The following is a 20,429-nucleotide window of genomic DNA, read 5'->3' as shown; positions in this document are numbered from 1 at the left end:
TGTCCCTGGCTTACCTCACCCTCAATCCCTCTCCTTATAAAGGAGAGGGAAGCTAGAGAAAGGATGAAGTTTTCCATTTTATTTAATCTACATTCCTAAGCAAGACTTAAAACGTAGCCTGAAAAGCTTATTATTTCCTTGAATTCCAAAAGGTTTCAATTTACTGAGTTTTCGGAAAACTAAACAAATGTCCCAAATTGTAGACCATACAAATTGGCGTATACACCCTGTTTAGCAATCAACTCTGCATGGGTTCCACGCTCAACAATTTTACCTTGCTCAACTACCAGTACTTGGTCAGCGTTAATAACTGTGCTAAGGCGGTGAGCAATGACAAAGCTGGTGCGATCCTTAAACAGCCGAGCAAGTGCTTCCTGAACTAGGGCTTCGGTACGAGTATCAATGCTGCTGGTGGCTTCATCCAAAATCAAAATTCGAGGGTTAATTAAGACCGCTCGCGCAATACTAATTAGTTGTTGTTGTCCTTGACTCAGGCTAGTTCCCTGCTCTCCTAAACGAGTTGCATACCCTTGGGGTAAACTAGTGATAAACTCGTGAACATTGGCAATTTGTGCTGCTTGTTCAATCTCTGCTTGGGTGGCATCTTTTCGACCAAAGGCGATATTTTCGGCAACTGTGCCACTTAACAATATCGTATCTTGTAAAACTATCCCAATCTGACGCCTTAAACTTGCTTGTGTGACACGTCGGATATCAATATTGTCAACAGTAATCATACCACCCAAGACATCATAGAAGCGCAAAATTAAGTTGATGATTGTGCTTTTCCCTGCTCCAGTTGCACCCACCAAGGCAATCATTTGTCCTGGTTTGGCATGAAAATTAGCGCCCTTAAGAGCTAACTGGTTATGAGCATAGCCAAATGTCACATCCTCAAACTTGACTTCACCCTGAATTGCTGGCATTTCTATTGCATCAGGCGCATTTTGCAGCAATGCAGGTTCATCGAATAGGAGAAAAATTCGTTCTAATCCTGCGATCGCTGATTGGGCTTGGGTGTAAAATTGACTAAGAATTTGAATCGGCTGAAAAAATTGCTGAACGTAAATTAGGAATGAAGTTACAGTTCCTACTGTTGCCTCACCTTTTACTGTCAGATACCCCCCATAAACTAGCACCCCTGCTGTTCCTACAGTGTTAAGAAAATCTATTGAGGGTAAAAAGGCAGAGGTAATTGCTACAGCTTGTACATTCGCATCCCGATTTGCAGCATTGAGAGCATCAAATTGCTGCATATTATATTCTATGCGATTAAATGCTTGTGCTTCCCGAACACTGTTAATATCTTCCTCGAACCTCGCTGAAAGTTGACCGATAGTCTGTCGCGTTACCCGAAATCTTGTTTTTGCCCATGAAGCAAACAATCCTGTGGCAAAAATCATTAAGGGTACAACTAAGTTGCTCATCAATCCCAATTGCAAGTTGAGCAAAAGCATGGCAATGATAATCCCAATTAAGCCGAACACATTACCAATAATTTGGGCGATTGCCATTCCAAATGTCTGCTCTACAGTACTGACATCATTCAACAAACGACTCATCAAGTCACCCGATTGGCTACGATCAAAAAATCCCAAGGGTAAGCTTTGAATTTTTGTGAAAATATCACGACGTAATTGACCCAAAAGACGCTGCATAATCCAGCCAATCTGCCTAATTTGACTTCTGATAATCAAACTACCAGTAACATAGACAACTGCTAGCAGAATTAACATCTGCATTAAACCCCGCCAGTTCCCACGTATAATCAAATTGTCAATTGACCAACCGACAAGAAATGGACCTGTGGCTTGACACACAGCACCAGTAATTACCAATCCCATAGTCATCAAAATATCTTGGCGATAAGGGAGAAAGTATTGCAGAAATCGTCGCAGTGTTTGGTAAGAAGGCAAAGTATCTTTTACTCTAAAAATATTTTTTTTAATCACTTTAAATTCAATATTTATACTAAAACGAGAACTCCATAAACCTGATTTATTTAAGAAACCGAGTTTATTTGTTTAACTTGTGATTCTAAAATAGAACCGTACAAGGGACTCCCCAGCATCAACTCTTCATGGGTTCCCTGAGCAACTAGTTCTCCTCCATCAATCAAAAGAATCCGGTCAGCATTCTTGACTGTACTGATACGTTGAGCGATCGCAAATACTGTACAAGTTCGACTCTTCATTAATTTATCAAGAGATGCGTAAATTTGCCTTGCGGTTTTGGCATCGACCGCAGATGTGCTATCATCTAAAATTAAAATTCGATAATCAGTCAGAAACGTGCGAGCGATCGCTATCCGTTGTTTTTGCCCTCCTGATAAACCTACCCCGCGTTCCCCCACAATTGTTTCATAGCCATCTGGTAAACTGATAATAAATTCGTGAATATGGGCAATTCTAGCGGCTTCCATCACTAGTTCTAAGGGAGCATTGGGTATGGCATAGGTAATATTATCGCGGATGCTACCTGAAAATAGCCTCGTTTCTTGGAAAATCATCCCAATATGCGTGCGTAAACTATGAAGTGTAAAATCACGTACATCATTACCGTCGATGCGAATTGCTCCCTCTGTCACATCATAAAAGCGAGGAATCAGGTTGACAAGGGTGCTTTTTCCTGAACCTGTCCTCCCTAAAATTGCAATTAGTTCGTTAGGTTTGGTTTCAAAGGAAACGCCTTTAAGGGCATAATTAGTCGCCCCAGGATAGCGAAAAGACACATCCTCAAAGGTAATTCTGATACTGCTGGTGTGAAAAGGAATCGCATGAGGGCGATCGCTAATTTCCTCTTCAGTATCAATTACCTCATATACTCGTTTAGCCGAAGCCGCCGCCTGTGCAATTCCTGCCGCAGCGAAGCCCAACTGGAAAATTGGTTGGAGAACCACAGCTAAATAGGAATTAAAAGCTACTAATTCCCCAACCGAGAATTGTTTCCCAATGACAATGCTACCACCATAACCAAGCACCCCTAAGGTTACTAAATTGTTTAACAAAAATATAAAGGGGAAAAGATTAGAAATTGCCCAAATTGCTTTCAGGTTAGCAGTGATTACTTCCTGATCTCTGTGGTTATAACGTTCAATTTCAGCGTCTTCTCGAACAAAAGCTTTGATTAAACGAACACCGATCAGGTTCTCTTTCAAAACTGCATTAAGTTCTCCCAATAGTTGTTGTACTCGGCCAAATAGCATTCCCGCTTTCGAGAAAAACCGGATCAATAAAAACGCGGCGATCGGTACAGCAGTTAGTGTAATTAATGCTAATTGCCAGTTCATTACTAGCAAAATCACAGTAATTGTAACTAAAGTCAAGATGGAACTGATGACCTGAAGTAAAGTAGTACCAATGAAGGTGCGTATTTGTTCAATATCTCTGGTAATCCGCGTCAATAGTTGTGAAGTTGGGGCGCGATCGTGATAGCTAAAACTGAGGTTTTGAATTTTGTGGAAAACCTGATTTCGCAATCTGTAGGCGACTCCTTGAGCAACTGCTTCTGCCCAAAAACCCTGTCCAAAATTTGACACTCCTCTAGCGATCGCCACACAAATTAACAAACTGCCTGCTTGAAAAACAACATCTAAGTCTTTTTTAGCAATACCTTGGTCAATTCCCCACCGGAAAAGCTGTGGAGTCAAAGCATTGGCAGCAATCAGGAGTAACAAACTCAGCAAAGCACCTATACCCATCCAGCGATACCCGTTCAGATACCCCAAAGCCCGTTTGAGTGATTGGATTTGTGAAGGGGAACCGACATCTTGTTTAAGCAACGTTGTACCTCGTTTCTTTGGTAATTAATTCTCTAAACCGTAAAATCTCATCTCATCTGCTGCTTGCTGATAGCCACCTATTCCAATACTGCGTAGGTTTATGCCTAAAAAAGAAAAATATGTAGGTTGGGTTTCGTTCTTCAACCCAACCTACGTAGGACTTACGCAAAATATCTCTCAAACTCTGATTTCTCTGTGTCCGGTTATTGAGCGTTCGCGGAGCGTCTCGCAGAGAAGTCGAAATACTGTGCCTCTGTGGTAGCCTGCGGCAAGCCGAAGCGTCTACGTTATTCCATAACTTGTGCGTAAGTCCTACTACGAATATTCTTAACCGAGCAGTATTGCCACCTATAGCGGTTTTCATTTGAATGCAATACAGTTTGACCTCACTTCCATTCCTCTCTCCTAAAAAGAGAGAGGCTTTGAATCTTACTCCCTAACGCTAGTAGGGAAGGGGCTGTTCTTGTTAGGTCTGTATTTCACTGAGAAGCGTTATATTCTCTCCACAGTGCTACTTGCTGTTTGAGTTCTCTGATATCTAAATAATCGCTAGCAAAAGCTTTTCCTAAAAGTGGATGAGGAATAAATCTATCATACTTTTGGATTTCCGGTGCTTCTGAAGTACTGACTAAATCTTCTGGGGTAATTCTTTGCTCACACAAGGAAGCAATTTCATGATAAAGATATTTAAATTTATCCTTACCTAATTTAATTGTTAAATAATAGGGATTTACTCCGCTAATACTTGTAATTTCCAAGGATTCTCGACAATAGGAGTTAAGTAATCTTTCTAAAGTCCGATAAGCAACCGTACCCATCCAGGGAAAAATACAGCATTTACCTTTTTCCAATTGCAAGATATTATGTTTATCTAATCCAACTTGCTGCACCAATTGGCGAACTTTACGTAAACGTTGCAAAGCATTTTTTTGCAAATAGCTGTACTCGACATTCTCAAATAAAACTTGCCGCATTCGTTGCAAAAGTTTGGTATGAATAGTACCACTACTACCACGCCAATAAATACTAGCTTTACCCTCAGCTTGTTTAACAAAAATAGCCTTCTTTTTAAAGTCAACTTCTACGACTTCCCAAGTTCTTCCAGCTAAAGCAAATTGATTACCAACAGCAGGTGGCGTGACGATACTGCCAATTTCCGTTGCACCTTGTTTAACAATATATTCTTGCTGTTCAGCAAAGACAGCATAAAACTGAAATTTTCTTACAATCTTTTCTCCTACCAAACCCAGGATTAATTTACCTTGTTCGGTATGTTGAATATGACCAATATCAATTAAATAGCGTAGCAATAGTTGGAAATCCTCTTTAGAAATAGCAGCAAAGGGCGGCAGACTAAAAATTTGTTTAGCTAGGGCATTAAGTGAAATTTCCCCCATTGCTGTTATGATACTCATTGTTTGGTGATAAAGCAAACTTAAAGGATATTTAATTAGTCTGATTGGTTCAATCCATTGCTCCTCTAAATAAAGTTGAATGATAGCGATACACTGCAAAAGTTGCCAGGGGATTTGCTCTGGTACAGAAGGTTCTGGTAATGGTTTATCTTCGGCACAGATAAAGCGCATATCGGCAGCTTCACCTCTTCTACCACTACGTCCTAAGCGCTGTAAAAAGCTAGCTACAGACAAGGGTGATTCTAACTGAATAACTCGCTCTAAATGACCGATATCTATGCCTAATTCTAAAGTCAGAGTAGCGGCGGTAACAGCTGGATTGTTGGGTTCACGCATCGCATTTTCAGCTGCTTGCCGCAAGCTAGCAGATATACTGCCATGATGCACATGATATATATCTGGTAGTCCTTGTTTTGTGGCAATTTGTCGCAAAGATGCGATTACAGATTCGGTACGCGTCCGATTATTTGCAAATATCAGGCATTTGCGAGATTTGCTGAGGTTAAAAATATATTGTTCATCAGCTGTCGCCTCTAATTCATCTACTTCATCAGTAATATAAAAATGTTCTACAGCTAGTTTTATTTGGCGTTTTATCCCGTCAATTTGCGGTGTAATCACTGGCTTATCTGTTCCAGAACGCAACCACTCTTCAGCTATTGAGTAATCACCAAGAGTTGCTGATAAACCAATACGGCGCGGTTGTTTTTGCGTCAACTTTGCTAAACGTTGTAATTGGCAAATAATTTGACAACCGCGTTCTGAACCCATAAAGGCATGAATTTCATCAATAATTACAAATCTTAAATCACCAAATAAGCGAAGTAGGTCGTTATTTTTGTTGATTAACAAACTTTCTAGAGATTCTGGTGTAATTTGTAAAATGCCTTGAGGATTCTTTAAAAGCTTGTTTTTTCGAGTTTGAGAAACATCACCGTGCCAGTGCCAAACTGGAATATCTGCTTCTTTGAGTAAGTCGTTGAGGCGCTCAAATTGATCATTAATTAAAGCTTTGATTGGACTAATATATAATGCCCCGATAGTTGCAGCCGGGTTAGTATGTAATAGAGTTAAAACTGGCAGAAAGGCTGCTTCTGTTTTACCCGCAGCAGTTGCAGCAGTAACTAGCAAGTGAGCATCGGTGTCAAATATAACTTCACAAGCGGCAATTTGAACTGGTCGTAATTCAGTCCACTGGTGATGATAAATATATTCTTGGATAAAGGGTGCAAGTCGGCTAAAGGCATCGCTCATATTTTTTATGAATAATTAGTAACAGGTAATGAATTGACTACTAAATTATTACTGATTATTTATTACACCGATAAAGTTGAAATAATATCATATTATGGCGGTTGCCAGATACATGAAGTACATATCAACCCCTCTCCTTATTAAGGAGAGGGGAGATGAAGTATAGCTTTATCAGGGTGAGGTTAACAGTACCTGTCGATTTCTCCTCCTATTGACTCAAGGCAGATTAATATCTGTCAGTCAAACTGAAGTAATAGGGGTAAGTATATAATCAGGCAAAAACCATGAAGAAGTATAAGGAAATTTTACGTGTAGTCCTTGCTATATCCATCATTGTGGTTGGAGTGACACACTTTGTTATTCCAGAACCATTTGTCAAAATTATGCCGCCGCAACTTCCTTACCCTTTAGGATTAGTTTATCTCAGTGGCTTTTATGAAATTTTGGGTGGTATCGGCCTATTAGTCCCGCCTGTAAGTCAAGCTGCTGCTTGGGGACTTATTGCTCTTTTTATTGCGGTTTTCCCTGCCAATATCAACATGGCGGTTAATCATATTAAGCTAGAACATATACCAAATTCACCTTGGTTACACGTAGTCAGACTTCCCTTTCAAGCAGTTTTAATTGCTTGGGCTTGGTGGTACACGAAATCTTCTGATTGGGAAAAACAAGCTTCTATCATTCCTAAATCACTGATTCCCAAAGGGCTAAAATTGAAATAAGTGCGTTTTTTTATATTTGAATCATGCGCGTTACAACTTTGTTTGGGATAACACTCTCGTTAGCAATAAGTATTGGAGGAGTTGCCGTGACGGTGACTCAAGCAGTGCAGCTCAGAGATGGTACTGTCTACTTTGTCCAACCGCCGAAACTTGTTAAAGCGACAACTACTTACAAAGATGTGAATGTTTGGGGCGGGACTTATTATTTTACTATTAATTTGCCGGAGAATGCTGGAGAATCCCTCCAGAAGGTAACGATCGCACAGAAAGAGGGAGTAGAAAACATCGACTACAATCTTAATGATACCCGCGCCTTTGTCGGAACAAGCGATGCCTACGGCGGGCTACGCCTACGCAAAGAAACGCGACTAAAACTAGGCCCAGTCACAAACGAGCGCAAGACACGCACGGTTTCTGTGAACTTTGACCCGCCTGTAACTCCGGGACAGACAATTACAATCGCCCTCCGCCCTGTGAGTAATCCCAGCTTTTCTGGTGTCTACTTATTAGGTGTCACAGCGTTCCCGGTGGGTGAGAAATCCCACGGTCAATTTCTTGGTTTTGGACGGTTTCAGTTTTACAGCAATTGGGGAAGCTGGTTTCCATAAACAAGGGAAGTTTTGGTAATCACGATCGCTTAATCTGATTGAGAACTAATACAGTAAGCGATCGCAAAACTTGAGAATAACTCTATATCTAAATAGTAGAATTAGCGAGCGTATATAGCGGTTCTCAGTTGAGTGAGGTACAAGAACCCCACCCCCAACCCCCTCCCCGCTCTTCGAGAGGGGGCTATGATGTACCTTACTAGGTCGGGAACCGCTATAAGGAAAGTGTTTTTATGAGCATCCCACTTGTAGACCAGCCTACAGAAGAAAAACTGGTAACTCTCAAGAATGTTTCTTGGGAGCAATTTAAAGGTATCGAAACACAACTTCAGGAAAACCGCAATGTCAGATTATCTTATTTGTCAGGAATCTTAGAAATTCTGTCGCCTATTGGAGATAAACATGAAAAAGTGAAAAGTACTCTTGGCTTGCTGTTAGAAGCTTACATGAAAGAGTTGGGCATCCGGTTTTACAGACGTGGTGGTTTCACTTTGGAAGAACCTGGCTATGCTTCTGGTACTCCAGATGAATCTTACAGCATTGGCACAGAAAAAGAAGTTCCTGATATTGTTATTGAAATTATTGTCACCAGTGGAACCATTAACAGGAAGGATTTATACAAGCCCAAAAAAGTGCCGGAAGTTTGGTTTTGGAAATCTAATGAAATAAAAATATTCCGTCTTAGCGAGAGTGACGAGTATGAAGAAGTAAACCGGAGTGGGTTTTTTCCCAATTTAGACCCCGCCTTACTGCTGCGTTATATCGCAATGCCTGACCAGTACGATGCTATTATTGAATTTGAGCACGTGATCCGAAATCAATAATATTTATCTCCAGATTATTTGTAAATTTAAAATAAACCCTGGTAAAATATCTTCTCCTGATAATTGTGGTGGAGATGTTAATATTTCCATTGGTTGACCAACACGATAGATTTCTAATTGACGCGTTTTGGGATTAATTAACCAACCTAATTTGACTCCGTTATCAATATATTCCTGCATTTTCTCTTGCGTTTCTCGCAAAGTATCGCTGGGTGACATTAACTCTAAAACAAAATCTGGGGCGATCGGCGGGAACTTTTCTTTTTGTTCGGGTGTGAGTGCATCCCATCGATCTTTTTTTATCCAAGCGACATCAGGAGAACGGTTTGCACCATTGGCAAGTTTAAAGCAGGTGGAAGAATCAAAGCAAACTCCTAATTGAGTTTGGCGATTCCAAATTCCGAACTCAACAGAAATTTCAAAATTACGATTTCCAGTTTCTCCGCCTGTGGGTGGCATGATCAGAAGTTCTCCGGCTGCATTGCGTTCAAATTTTATTTCCGGATTTTCCCGACAGAGTTGATAAAATTGGTTGTCGTTGAGTTGGATGATCGGGTTTAAGTTAATGGCGATCGCTGTCATAAATAAGTATTTATCTCCAGATTATTTGTAAATTTAAAATAAATCCTGGTAAAACATCTTCTCCTGATAATTGTTGTGGAGATGTTAATATTTCCACCGGTTGACCAAGCCGATAGATTTGTACTTGACACATTTTGGGATTAATTAACCAACCTAATTTCACTCCATTGTCTATATATTCCTGCATTTTCGCTTGTGTTTCCCGCAAAGTATCGCTTGGTGACATTAACTCTAAAACAAAATCTGGTGCGATCGGCGGAAACTTTTCTTGTTGTTCGGGTGTGAGTGCATTCCATCGATCTTTTTTTATCCAAGCGACATCAGGAGAACGGTTTGCACCATTGGCAAGTTTAAAGCAGGTGGAAGAATCAAAGCAAACTCCTAATTGAGTTTGGCGATTCCAAATCACAAAATCTGCTGCAATTTCAATATTACGATTTCCAGTTTCTCCGCCTGTGGGTGGCATGATTAGTAGTTTTCCCTCTGCATTGCGTTCAAATTTGATTTCCGGATTTTCCCGACAGAGTTGATAAAATTGGTTGTCGGTGAGTTGGATGATCGGGTTTAAGTTAATGGCGATCGCTGTCATAGTAATTATGTTGGGGATAACATCAACTTTAGCTAGATTGTAAGCGAACTTGTAGGTAGCGGTCGCTTTTCAATGATAGATCACCTCATTAGACATAGGAGTGAAAAAGAATTGTTTTGACGTAGCAGTGCTTCGTCTCTACAAGGGTTGTGGGTAACGCATATTTAATTTCTGGAGATGTCTATTGAGAACCAATAGAGTGAACTACCACACACCTATGGAAAATAGATTTATTGTGGATTATTGCACATAATTTAAAACAGGCGATTAGCTTATGCAGTCAGTCAAGGTATGAATCAGAATATTGGAAGTGTGAGAATTTCTATTATTATTCCAACTCTCAATGAAGCGGGGAATATCAAAGAAGCAATTGCAACTACTCAACCCAGTACAAATATAGAAATAATTGTCGTAGATGCTGGCTCAAAGGATGGCACAGTAGAAATGGCTCAGTTATTAGGTATCAAAGTTATCTCATCGTCTTCCGGTCGGGCTGTGCAAATGAACGCGGGTGCTTTAGCTGCTAGTGGTGATATTCTGTTATTTCTCCATGCAGATACCCGTTTACCTGCTGGGTTTGATGAGATGATTCGCACAGCACTACAACAGCCTGGGACTGTGGCTGGTGCGTTTAACTTGCGGATTGATGCATTACTTTTAAGTTTACGATGGGTGGAGTGGGGAGTAAAAATGCGATCGCATTTTTACCAAATGCCCTATGGCGACCAAGCAATTTTTTTAACAAAAGCAATGTTTCAGCAAATGGGTGGTTTTCCTGAATTGCCCATCATGGAAGACTTTGAACTCATGCGTCGTTTAAAACGCACCGGATGCATTGTAATTATTCCTACACCAGTTGTTACTTCAGCCCGTAGATGGTTGCAAAAGGGAGTATTCAAAACTACGCTACTTAATCAATTAGTAATTATTGCTTATTTACTCGGTGTTTCACCTGAACGAATTTGTCGCTGGTATCGCCGAGAAAAATTTAAGAGGGTTTAAGCTGTTCTTTTAACTGATTTAAAAATTTCTCTTACCCGTGCAAGTTATGAACAAGGAATTTATAGCAAATCGATTTAATCCTGGAGACTTGTGGAAGTTTTTTAGATTGATTGTATTAATATTACTAGTACTTAGCTTTGCTTTTTCATTAAACACAGACCCAGCTTTAGCACAAGAATCTGCAAATCCAAATTCTTTCAATCCCCAAGCTATTTTACGCGAAGCCTTGCAGTCGATTGATAGCCTCGGTACGTTGGGAATTATAGCTTTTATTGCCCTTTACATTATCGCTACCGTCGCTTTTTTCCCAGGTTCTATTCTCACCTTGGGGGCTGGTGTGATTTTTGGTGCAGCTTGGGGTTCTCTCTACGTGTTCATTAGTGCAACCCTTGGCGCTACTGCTGCTTTCCTTGTCGGACGTTATTTAGCAAGGGGCTGGGTTGCTGGTAAAATCGCAGATAACAAAAAATTTGCCGCCATTGACCAAGCTGTTGGTAAACAAGGATTAAAAATTGTCCTGTTAACGCGACTGTCCCCCATATTTCCTTTCAATTTGCTGAACTATGCTTTTGGGATTACGGGAGTTTCACTTAAAGATTACTTTATCGGCTCTGTAGGCATGATTCCCGGAACCATTATGTATGTTTATATTGGTTCCCTTGCGGGTAATCTGGCCATGATTAGCACTGAGGCTCAATTTACTAACCCTACTTTACAATGGGTAATTCGGATTTTGGGTTTGATTGCTACAGTCGCTGTGACAGTTTATGTAACCCAGATTGCACGGAAAGCTTTGGAAGAAAAGGTAAGTAGCAATTAAAAATTCAAACGCGTTCTGCTAAAGATAAATTAACCCTTGCTGAAACCTTTATACAGGAAAGCTTTAATAGTATCTGTCAATTCCAGACGGACAAAACAGTTCAAAGGCTATATTCATTGTTAAATAAGCATTAAAAATAAAAGATTGAGCCGCCTAAATTTATCGGGATTCTTAATTTTGAATACCGCAAAGGCGTTGACTTGAGCATTTTTAATTCTCAAATGAGGTATCACCAATGACCAATTCAGAATTCGAGAGAGTCACAGTTCGCCCAATGGATGAGTATAACCAAAAGTTGGTGTCTTACGTGCATCCGCCAAATTGGGTTAATCCTCAACCCGCCGATGTTTACGATTTGGTAGTAATTGGTGCTGGTACGGCGGGATTAGTGGTGGCGGCTGGCGCGGCGGGTCTGGATTTGGGTTTAAAAGTGGCGTTAATTGAAAAGCATCTCATGGGTGGAGATTGCTTAAATGTTGGTTGCGTACCATCTAAAACTGTGATTCGTTCTGCTCGCGTTGTTGGCGAAATTTGGAACGCCAAAGATTTGGGAGTTAATATTCCCCAACATAATATTGATGTTGATTTTCCCAAAGTCATGGCGAGGATGCGGCGGGTAAGGGCTGGTATCAGCCATAATGACTCGGCGGAACGGTTCTCATCGTTGGGTGTCGATGTCTTTTTGGGTAGCGGTCGATTTGCAAGTAAAAATACCGTGGAAGTTGGCGATAAAACCCTCAGCTTTAAAAAAGCTGTAATTGCGACTGGCGCAAGAGCTGCACAACCCCCGATTCCGGGAATTGAAAAGGCGGGTTATTTAACTAATGAGACAGTTTTTTCGCTGATTCAACGACCGGAACGTTTGGCGGTAATTGGTGGCGGTCCCATTGGTTGTGAATTGGCGCAGGCTTTTGGGCGCTTGGGTTGTGAGGTGGTACTTTTCCATAGCGGTTCTCATGTTTTAAATAAAGAAGATGCTGAGGCGGCTGAAATTCTCCAAAAGGTTTTGATTAGCGAAGGAATTCGCGTGGTACTGAATTCCGAATTAGAAGAAGTGGTAACTGTCACCGAGGGGAAACGGCTTTACTTTTCCGCCAATGGTCATCGAGATTCGGTGACAGTAGATGAAATTTTAGTCGGTGCGGGGCGATCACCGAATGTGGAAAGTTTAAATTTAGAAGCAGTGGGTGTAGAATACGACAAGCGCCAAGGTGTGAAGGTAAATGATTATCTCCAAACGACCAATCCCAAAATTTATGCAGCTGGCGATATCTGTATGAACTGGAAGTTTACCCATGCAGCTGATGCAGCAGCGCGGATTGTGATTAAAAATACGCTGTTTTCTCCCTTTGGCTTAGGACGCTCGAAACTCAGTAATCTGGTGATGCCTTGGGTAACTTATACTGACCCAGAAATTGCCCATGTAGGGTTGTACGAACACGAGGCACAGAAATTGGGTATTGAGGTGACGACAATCAAGATACCTTTTAATAGTGTAGACCGAGCGATCGCAGATGGTGAAGAGTCAGGATTTCTCAAAATCCACCATAAAAAGGGGTCTGATGAAATTATTGGTGCAACTATTGTCGCCAGTCATGCGGGTGAGATGATATCAGAAGTGACTACGGCAATGGTGAATAAAATTGGTTTGAGTAAGTTAAGCAGTGTAATTCATCCTTATCCGACTCAAGCCGAAGCTATTAAAAAAGCAGCTGATACTTATCGTCGTACACTCCTAACATCAAATACCAAAAAATTGTTGGGATTTCTCACCAAGTTATCTTAACCAAAATCAGCACCCGCAGGGAAATAAATTTCCTTTTCTTATAGCTGAAATCGGTTAAAACCCAATACGCTTGGGTTAAGGCTAGCACTCTTTGTCAAAGTCGTTTTTTTTAACGTAGACGCGGAGCGGCTTGCCGCAGGCTACCACAGAGGCGCAGAGAAGCCAGTGCGTTGGGCGGGTTAAGAGACTTGTAGCAACTGGCGCGACACAGAGAGAGAAGAAAGAGAAGGAAAAAATTGCTTAACTGAACTGTATTGGGTTAAAACCGACTAATGACAATCGATAGGACTTAGGCAAACAATAGCTGAAAAGAATGATTTTTAGGTAGAGGCAATACCCTGCGGTCAGCTAAAGCTATATGAATTGCCCCAGAATGTAGTTTTACGTAAGTCCTAATCGAGAATAGTGATAGTTGTCTCTTGAGGGGCATTATTGCGAGGAACGTTAGGTACAAATGACTAACTTTTACAATTCTGATGCCGTGTCTGGAGCAACAATTTCGCCAGTACCCAATTCCAGTATCATGTCTTGGTCAGTAATTAATCCGCTGAGTTCCTTGACTTGTAAATTCATGTCTTCACAAGCTTGTCTCAGTTCTTGTGCAAATTTGTTGAGGTCTTGACCATAGCCACATTGATGAGCAGCAGTTTCAATCCCTTGCTTGGCATTTGCTCTAGCACAATCTACTAGTTCCGTGCCATGCAGTGGTGTAGGAGATGCCATAGACGTAGTTATTATTTCTTAAATGTTTGCTGCTAGATAGATTATCAAGATTTTACCATTGACTCATCCCTCCAATGGAAGACAATGAGGGTGGAGTTAAGAGTTAGGAGAGACGCGATTAATCGCGTCTCTCCTAACTCCAAACTATATTTACTTAGCCATTGATAACTTCTCCACCATTGACGTGTAATACTTGTCCAGACATATAAGAAGAATCATCAGAGGCTAAAAAAACGTAGCTGGGAGCAACTTCTTCTGGTTGTCCGGCTCGTTCCATTGGTACTTGTTTACCAAAAGTTTCAACTTTCTCTTTGGGAAAAGTTGAGGGGATTAAAGGTGTCCAAATTGGCCCTGGTGCGACAGCGTTAACGCGAATTTTTTTTGACACCAAATTTTGTGATAAGGAGCGAGTAAAGGCAACGATCGCACCTTTTGTAGAGGAATAATCTAGTAGTTGTGGGTTCCCTTTATAAGCTGTCACTGATGTGGTATTAATGATAGAACTGCCTGCTTTTAAATGCTTGAGTGCAGCTTTAGTCATGAAAAACATCGAGAATATATTAGTGCGGAAAGTGCGCTCTAGTTGTTCTTTGGTAATTTCCTCAATACTTTCTTGCGGATGTTGTTCGGCAGCATTGTTGATGAGAATATCGAGTTTGCCAAACTCATCAACTGTTTGTTGTATAGCTTGCTGACAAAAAGTTTCATCGCCAATATCGCCTGCGATGGTTATTGCACGACGCCCTTGTTTTTTTACCAAATCTTTTGTTTCTTTGGCATCGTCGTGTTCATTGAGGTAAAGAATCGCCACATCTGCACCTTCTTTAGCAAATGCGATCGCTACAGCACGACCAATACCACTATCTGCACCCGTAATCAATGCTACTTTATCTTGTAACTTGCCACTACCCCGATAATTGGCATCATCTGCCTTGGGTTTTGGCGTCATTTCTGATTCAACCCCTGGTGCTTCTTGTTGCTGTGGCGGTTGTAATTTTTTTTCTTTTTGCTCTTTTGATTTAGCCATAGGTTTTATCTTGATAATTCACCTAACCACGAAAAACAAGTACACAAGTCTCATCTGATGAAAGATTTCTACTTTTCATCTGCTTTCAAGTTAACTATTATGTCGCTGTACTTTATCGCTCCCTAGAGGTAAAGTAAGCTGGAATTTGCTCAACCTTAAGACGGAAAAGAAATTAAGGAAATAGTGAGAAACAAGATTCCCGACTTCTTAAAGAAATCGCGGATCTATGGGTTGCAATTATCACAAATCAAGTAGGATTGCTATAGTTTGATTTATTCTTGCCGACTTCATTAAAATTATTGCAAAACTACCTGAATCCTGACACCTGGGCTATACCTCCAAACTAAACGTCCAAAAGTCTGCGTGGTGCGCTACATTGAGATTATTAGAGAGCAAGGGTTATGGCAACACTAAATATTTCCGAGTTAGAGCAGGTTGAAAAGTTTCGCCACTTACAATCAACTCTGCGCGATCGCTGGAAAACGATCGAGCTATTTGACAATAGTGAAGCGGATATTTTAATTATTCCTTCTCTGAGTATCGACCAGCGCGAACTCCAAAAGATCGAAGGCTGCGAACATTATGAAGAAAGATTACTATTTTCCTTAATTCGGTTACAAAATCCCCGGACTCGGCTAGTTTATGTAACATCAGTACCGTTGCATCCTAGTATTATTGATTATTATCTGCAACTGTTGCCAGGAATTCCCTTTTCTCATGCTCGGAATCGCTTACTGCTACTTTCTACTTACGATTCCTCTCTTAAGCCCCTCAGCCAAAAGATTTTAGAACGCCCCCGCCTGCTAGAGCGGATTCATCAATCTTTGAGGCTAGATAAATCATTTATGATTTGCTACAACTCTTCGGACTGGGAAGGCGAATTGTCTGTAAAATTAGGTGTACCACTGTATGCTGCCGCACCAGATTTACAGATTTGGGGGACAAAAAGTGGCAGTCGGGAAATCTTCAAGGAAAGCGGAGTACCACATCCAGATGGCACCGAAAAAGTTTGGAATCATCCAGATTTGGCAGAAGCTACCGGTGATTTGTGGGAACGACAACCAACATTACAACGGGTAGTGGTAAAACTCAACGAAGGCATTTCTGGAGAAGGGAATGCATTGCTTGACTTTAGACCGATTGAGAATTTAGCACCAAGTAAAGGTACTCATGCCCAAAGGGTAGCAGCAATTAGCGATCGCTTCTCAACAATGCGCTTTCAAGCAAAGCAAGAGAGTTGGGACAATTTTTCGGGAAGAATCGGGGAATTAGGGGCGATCGCTGAAGCATTTGTGGAAGGGGAAATTAAGCGATCGCCCAGTGTCCAAGGACGGATCACACCCAATGGCGAAGTCGAAATTCTTTCAACCCACGATCAAATTCTCGGAGGCCCAGACGGTCAAATTTATCTTGGTTGTCGCTTTCCGGCTGATGAAAGGTATCGGTTGCAATTACAGCAATTGGGATTACAAGTTGGCCGAAAGCTAGCAGAGAAAGGCACTTTAGAGCGATTTGGTGTAGATTTTATCGCCGTTGACAAGGGTAATGGAGAGTGGGATATTCAGGCGATCGAAATTAACCTGCGTAAAGGCGGCACAACTCATCCATTCATGACCCTAAAATTATTAACGAACGGTCGTTATGACCTTTCCACGGGCTTATTTTATAGTCAACAAGGTCGTCCAAAATACTACATTGCCACTGACAATCTCCAAAAAGAGCGCTATCAAGGATTATTACCTAATGATTTGATGGATATCATCGCTCACCAGAGACTACACTTTGACAGTGGTACTGAAACGGGTACAGTCTTTCATCTCATGGGTTGCCTTTCGCAGTTTGGCAAATTGGGATTAACCAGCATCGGTGATTCCCCGCAACAAGCACAAGACATTTATAACAAAGTTGTCAAAGTTTTGGATGAAGAAACCCGTAGCAATAATCATGATTTCTCGGCGTTTTCAGATTATTCCTTTCCCGTGGTTTGGGATGAATATAGTTAAGGTTTTTCAGATTTTCTATTTGCAAAATCAAAATAATACTCTACTAGAAGTCTGTGGGTTTTGTTCTTGAGCCAGATGCATCTAATCGTGTCATTCTCAATTGGCAAGAAAAAAAGTCAGATAGGGTATTTTGACCCCATCAATTTTCAGATGGTACTTTACGCGCTATATGCCTTGTAACACTGCTCTTACCGTTTCTCTTGATGCGGCACTCACGAAGTGCGGTATTTAAGTTAGGACAACTTGCAGCGTTTCTTGCCAATCTAACTGCAACTGTAAGTGAGCATTGCCGCTATTAATGGCAATTTCTACCCAGCCGTGACTGCCAACTAAAGCGATTATCTCTCCGACGTTGACATCACTGTAAGTTTCACCGCTTAGTATACTTAACCCGGCGGCTTGCACACACCAAGTTTTGCCTTGTACGTAACTTCCTGGAATGTTGCTGACTAAGTTGCCAAAATTGTCAATATATTGAATGCAACCCACTACACCTGTGGTTATCTGCTTGCACTCGCCTATATCCAGTTTTACCAAACTTGCTGGATCAATTTCTTGTCCTAGCTGTTTGAGAAGGATGCCACTAGCAAGATTAGCTCCCACTGGTGCAAAGATATCTCTACCGTGAAAAGTCTTGCTTGGTTGAGGAGTTCGCCAATAGTTAAGATTTGTGAGTTCGACAGCTGCGATCGCTGGGCTTTGACTTAGTATCCCACTGAAGATGCCATTATCTGGGCCGACGAGAAACCCTTGAGCAAATTCTACTGCGATCGCTCGTCGCTTGCTTCCCACACCCGGATCTACTACTGCCACATATACTGTCCCAACCGGGAAATAGGGATAAGCATTCATCAGGCAAAACCTGGCTGCGGCGATATCTTGCGGCTTAATTTGGTGCGTTAAGTCTACCACCGTCAGTCTTCTGTTGATTTGGGCTATGATTCCCTTCATTATGCCCACATAAACATCGCGATCGCCGAAATCGCTCAGTAAAGTCACGAGTGGTTGTTGATTTATCTGGTTCTTAGACATATTTTGGTGAAACTAATTATATAAAAAAATTTTTCTGTAGCAACAGTTACAAAATATGTGCTATGTTAAGAAAACAAGACATAAAGCGAAAAGTTAAAAAGGTAATCACTATGAGTCAGAATAGACTACAAAGTGTGAGCAAAGGACAAGAAGTTCACAGAGCGAATATTCAAAAAAGCCTAGAGCATCGCTTGCAAGTAGCCAGAGCAAAGGGCGACGAACAACTGATTCGTCAACTAGAAGCTGAGATGACGCATTTCAGCTAAATCAAGTTTTCATTGTTCATAGTTTTGTTGTGTAACCCGCTACGGCGGGTTTTTTGTTTTTATGGGGTTTCCTAGCAATTTCGCTCTAAAAGCGTTTTTCAATTAATTGAATTAGGGACTTCCAACAAATATAGGACTTACGCAAAACTACACGCGGTAGGGGCAATACCCTGCGGTCAGCTAAAGCTACATGAATTGCCCCTACCTAAAAATCAGGATTTCAGCTATTGTTTGTGTAAGTCCTAAAATAAATTATTCAATCTTGTGAGGTGAGCAGCGTTCGACCGAGCGCTCACGCCGTTCGCGTAGCGTTTCGCAGGAAAGTCTTGCCCACCTATAGCCAAAGGCTCTCGTGTCGCCCACCCTACAATAAGTAGTTGAGTATTTTTTTATTTTGAAGTCCCTTACCCCACTCCCATTCGACTACGCTCACGGCAAGCCGACTCCTCACTCCCCATTCTCAGACTTCCGGCTCAACACCCAATGCTCGTAACTGTGCTGCCAAGCGTTCAGCCCGTTGCAGGGCAGTTTCTTTGGCTTCTCGCTCTTGCTCGGCTCGTAAGCGTTCTTGCTCGGCTCGTAAGTGTTCTTGCTCGGCTCGTAAACGTTCTTGCTCGGCTCGTAAGTGTTCTTGCTCAGCTCGTTCTGCACCAGTCGGAATCATATTCCCTGTAGCATCACACCACCTAAGCCAAACATCCCGCTTACCTTCATACGCACCTTCCCACAAACATAAAGCTAGCTCAACTTCAGTCAGCCATTGCTCACTCATGGGTATGTATTGCCGCCCTCGCAACTCGTACATCTGTAGAACTTCACCACGAAGTTGCCGAGTTGGGTCAAAGATAATGTAGTACATTACCCGCATCCTGGCATACTCTAAGATTTTCCGTCCTGTTTCATTGCCTTCTCGATTTGAAACAATTTCAATTACCACCTCTGGCGGTTTACCAAAGTCCCAGAAGAAATAAGAACGATGCCGTTTTTCCCACCAGTTTTCAGCTACTTGTACATCCAGGCTCAAGAATACATCAGGCACAATCGGCGGTTGCTTACTACTGGGAAATAACCCCACATTGGCCGCCACGAGAAACCCTTGGGCATTACTTGCGCCGTTCCAAGAACTGTAAAGGGTTTCTGTCAGTAGCCGTTGTTGTTTTTCAGATGGTAGATTATCCAAGGGTTCATCGTCCTCTGTTACCAAATGATTAATATCTGGTAACAAATCTTCTGGTAATAAGCCAGCGTCTGTCAAGGTGATAGATTCACTCATAAGGAATTCTGGGGATAGCAGCTTAATTCTATTGTGGCAGCAGGATCAATTCCCATAAAAAACCCCCTCTGCTTTGGTCATAGTAAAGTGATTACAAGGCAGAGAGGGTTCATTTTTTATTTTTGTATAGGCAAATTTTAAGGATAATGCTGGCAAAAAACCAGTTTCTCTGATTTAAAGCCGGCAAAAACCTATGTTGTGTTTATTTTAACCTGCCTACTCAGTTAAACCTATTTCCAATCAGGAATCTCGGCATCTTCTCCACCAATACCGATTCCAGTGTTATATATTTTCGCATCAGTCAGATTGAGATCATTCATTGATGCTTGATACACATTAGAATCGTTAATCGTAGCGCGAGTAAAATTTACGCCGTTGAGATTAGTTTGCTTCAAATTCACATTGGTTACATAAGCCGATGTTAGATTAGCACCTGCCAAGTTTGCACCAGTTAAGTCAGCACCTTCGAGGTTAGCCCCTACAAGGTTGGCTCCTTGGAGCTTCGAGCCTCTCAAATCAGCACCAATTAAATGAGCGCCACTGAGGTTAGCTCCCGATAGTTCACACTTGACACATTCCCCAGTTGAAAGCAGCTTTTGTAAGTCCTGCGGATTCCCGGCTCTAACCGAGCTAGTGAAAAATAGGGGAGTTGCTAAGGCCATGGCCGCTAATAGCTGGAGTTTCATAATTTTCCCCCTTAATAATCAAGTTGCGTCCGTTCT

Annotated in this window: 18 protein-coding genes; 8 read left to right on the top strand and 10 right to left on the bottom strand. The window is 41.5% G+C overall.

Translation table 11 applies throughout. The features are described 5' to 3' along the window. Window positions 1-179: 179 nt before the first annotated feature. The 3 genes from V7K15_RS29425 to V7K15_RS29415 form a co-directional block, all read right to left on the bottom strand. Window positions 180-1,952: an ABC transporter ATP-binding protein gene (locus V7K15_RS29425; RefSeq protein ID WP_334911466.1), complete on the bottom strand. Its 1,773-nt coding sequence runs from the start codon at window positions 1,950-1,952 to the stop codon at window positions 180-182. A 50-nt stretch (window positions 1,953-2,002) separates the two neighbouring features. Beyond that, window positions 2,003-3,700, bottom strand: a complete 1,698-nt coding sequence (locus tag V7K15_RS29420) for an ABC transporter ATP-binding protein (protein ID WP_334911495.1) — start codon at window positions 3,698-3,700, stop codon at window positions 2,003-2,005. A 560-nt stretch (window positions 3,701-4,260) separates the two neighbouring features. Next, a complete protein-coding gene (locus tag V7K15_RS29415; protein WP_334911464.1) occupies window positions 4,261-6,450 on the bottom strand; it encodes a DEAD/DEAH box helicase in 2,190 nt (729 codons plus the stop codon). A 284-nt stretch (window positions 6,451-6,734) separates the two neighbouring features. On the opposite strand from V7K15_RS29415, the gene V7K15_RS29410 reads away from it, so the two are divergent. From V7K15_RS29410 to V7K15_RS29400, 3 genes are all read left to right on the top strand, one after another. Then, window positions 6,735-7,172 (top strand): DoxX family protein, encoded by a 438-nt coding sequence (locus tag V7K15_RS29410; protein ID WP_334911462.1) that lies wholly within the window; start codon window positions 6,735-6,737, stop codon window positions 7,170-7,172. 23 nt (window positions 7,173-7,195) lie between these two features. Further along, window positions 7,196-7,780, top strand: coding sequence for a DUF2808 domain-containing protein (locus V7K15_RS29405; RefSeq protein WP_334911460.1), 585 nt, complete (start codon window positions 7,196-7,198; stop codon window positions 7,778-7,780). Between the two features lie 233 nt (window positions 7,781-8,013). Beyond that, on the top strand, window positions 8,014-8,604 hold the full coding sequence (locus V7K15_RS29400) for a Uma2 family endonuclease (protein WP_334911458.1): 591 nt from the start codon (window positions 8,014-8,016) through the stop codon (window positions 8,602-8,604). 3 nt (window positions 8,605-8,607) lie between these two features. Here V7K15_RS29400 and V7K15_RS29395 read toward each other — a convergent pair whose 3' ends face one another. Continuing rightward, the gene (locus V7K15_RS29395) at window positions 8,608-9,186 is read right to left on the bottom strand and encodes a Uma2 family endonuclease (protein WP_334911456.1); all 579 of its coding nucleotides are present in this window, start codon (window positions 9,184-9,186) and stop codon (window positions 8,608-8,610) included. A gap of 10 nt (window positions 9,187-9,196) precedes the next feature. Next, a complete protein-coding gene (locus V7K15_RS29390) occupies window positions 9,197-9,775 on the bottom strand; it encodes a Uma2 family endonuclease (protein ID WP_334911454.1) in 579 nt (192 codons plus the stop codon). 291 nt (window positions 9,776-10,066) lie between these two features. Here V7K15_RS29390 and V7K15_RS29385 point away from each other — a divergent pair, with 291 nt between their 5' ends. From V7K15_RS29385 to V7K15_RS29375, 3 genes are all read left to right on the top strand, one after another. Continuing rightward, on the top strand, window positions 10,067-10,777 hold the full coding sequence (locus V7K15_RS29385; protein WP_334911452.1) for a TIGR04283 family arsenosugar biosynthesis glycosyltransferase: 711 nt from the start codon (window positions 10,067-10,069) through the stop codon (window positions 10,775-10,777). 46 nt (window positions 10,778-10,823) lie between these two features. Further along, complete coding sequence (locus V7K15_RS29380) at window positions 10,824-11,597, top strand: TVP38/TMEM64 family protein (protein ID WP_334911450.1); 774 nt, start codon at window positions 10,824-10,826, stop codon at window positions 11,595-11,597. Window positions 11,598-11,832: 235 nt separating this feature from the next. Continuing rightward, window positions 11,833-13,383, top strand: a complete 1,551-nt coding sequence (locus tag V7K15_RS29375) for a mercuric reductase (protein WP_334911448.1) — start codon at window positions 11,833-11,835, stop codon at window positions 13,381-13,383. 465 nt (window positions 13,384-13,848) lie between these two features. Here the strand turns inward: V7K15_RS29375 and V7K15_RS29370 are convergent, their stop codons facing one another. Both V7K15_RS29370 and V7K15_RS29365 read right to left on the bottom strand, forming a co-directional pair. After that, entirely contained in the window at window positions 13,849-14,106 is a 258-nt protein-coding gene (locus V7K15_RS29370; protein WP_334911446.1) for a hypothetical protein, read from the bottom strand. 154 nt (window positions 14,107-14,260) lie between these two features. Beyond that, a complete protein-coding gene (locus V7K15_RS29365; RefSeq protein WP_334911444.1) occupies window positions 14,261-15,133 on the bottom strand; it encodes an SDR family oxidoreductase in 873 nt (290 codons plus the stop codon). A 401-nt stretch (window positions 15,134-15,534) separates the two neighbouring features. On the opposite strand from V7K15_RS29365, the gene V7K15_RS29360 reads away from it, so the two are divergent. Further along, window positions 15,535-17,136, top strand: a complete 1,602-nt coding sequence (locus tag V7K15_RS29360; RefSeq protein ID WP_334911442.1) for a peptide ligase PGM1-related protein — start codon at window positions 15,535-15,537, stop codon at window positions 17,134-17,136. Window positions 17,137-17,364: 228 nt separating this feature from the next. On the opposite strand, the gene V7K15_RS29355 is transcribed toward V7K15_RS29360, so the two are convergent. Further along, window positions 17,365-18,168 (bottom strand): SAM hydrolase/SAM-dependent halogenase family protein, encoded by an 804-nt coding sequence (locus tag V7K15_RS29355; protein ID WP_334911440.1) that lies wholly within the window; start codon window positions 18,166-18,168, stop codon window positions 17,365-17,367. 110 nt (window positions 18,169-18,278) lie between these two features. Here V7K15_RS29355 and pirA point away from each other — a divergent pair, with 110 nt between their 5' ends. After that, complete coding sequence (gene pirA, locus V7K15_RS29350; protein WP_292804990.1) at window positions 18,279-18,434, top strand: arginine synthesis PII-interacting regulator PirA; 156 nt, start codon at window positions 18,279-18,281, stop codon at window positions 18,432-18,434. A 460-nt stretch (window positions 18,435-18,894) separates the two neighbouring features. On the opposite strand, the gene V7K15_RS29345 is transcribed toward pirA, so the two are convergent. Beyond that, a complete protein-coding gene (locus V7K15_RS29345; RefSeq protein WP_334911438.1) occupies window positions 18,895-19,707 on the bottom strand; it encodes a Uma2 family endonuclease in 813 nt (270 codons plus the stop codon). A 230-nt stretch (window positions 19,708-19,937) separates the two neighbouring features. Further along, window positions 19,938-20,393, bottom strand: coding sequence for a pentapeptide repeat-containing protein (locus V7K15_RS29340; RefSeq protein ID WP_334911436.1), 456 nt, complete (start codon window positions 20,391-20,393; stop codon window positions 19,938-19,940). Between the last annotated feature and the right edge of the window lie 36 nt (window positions 20,394-20,429).

This window comes from Nostoc sp. (genome assembly GCF_036919815.1).
GTDB lineage: Bacteria > Cyanobacteriota > Cyanobacteriia > Cyanobacteriales > Nostocaceae > Nostoc.
The sequence above is the reverse complement of the archived record's forward strand: the minus strand, read 5'-3'. Positions and strand labels throughout refer to the sequence as shown.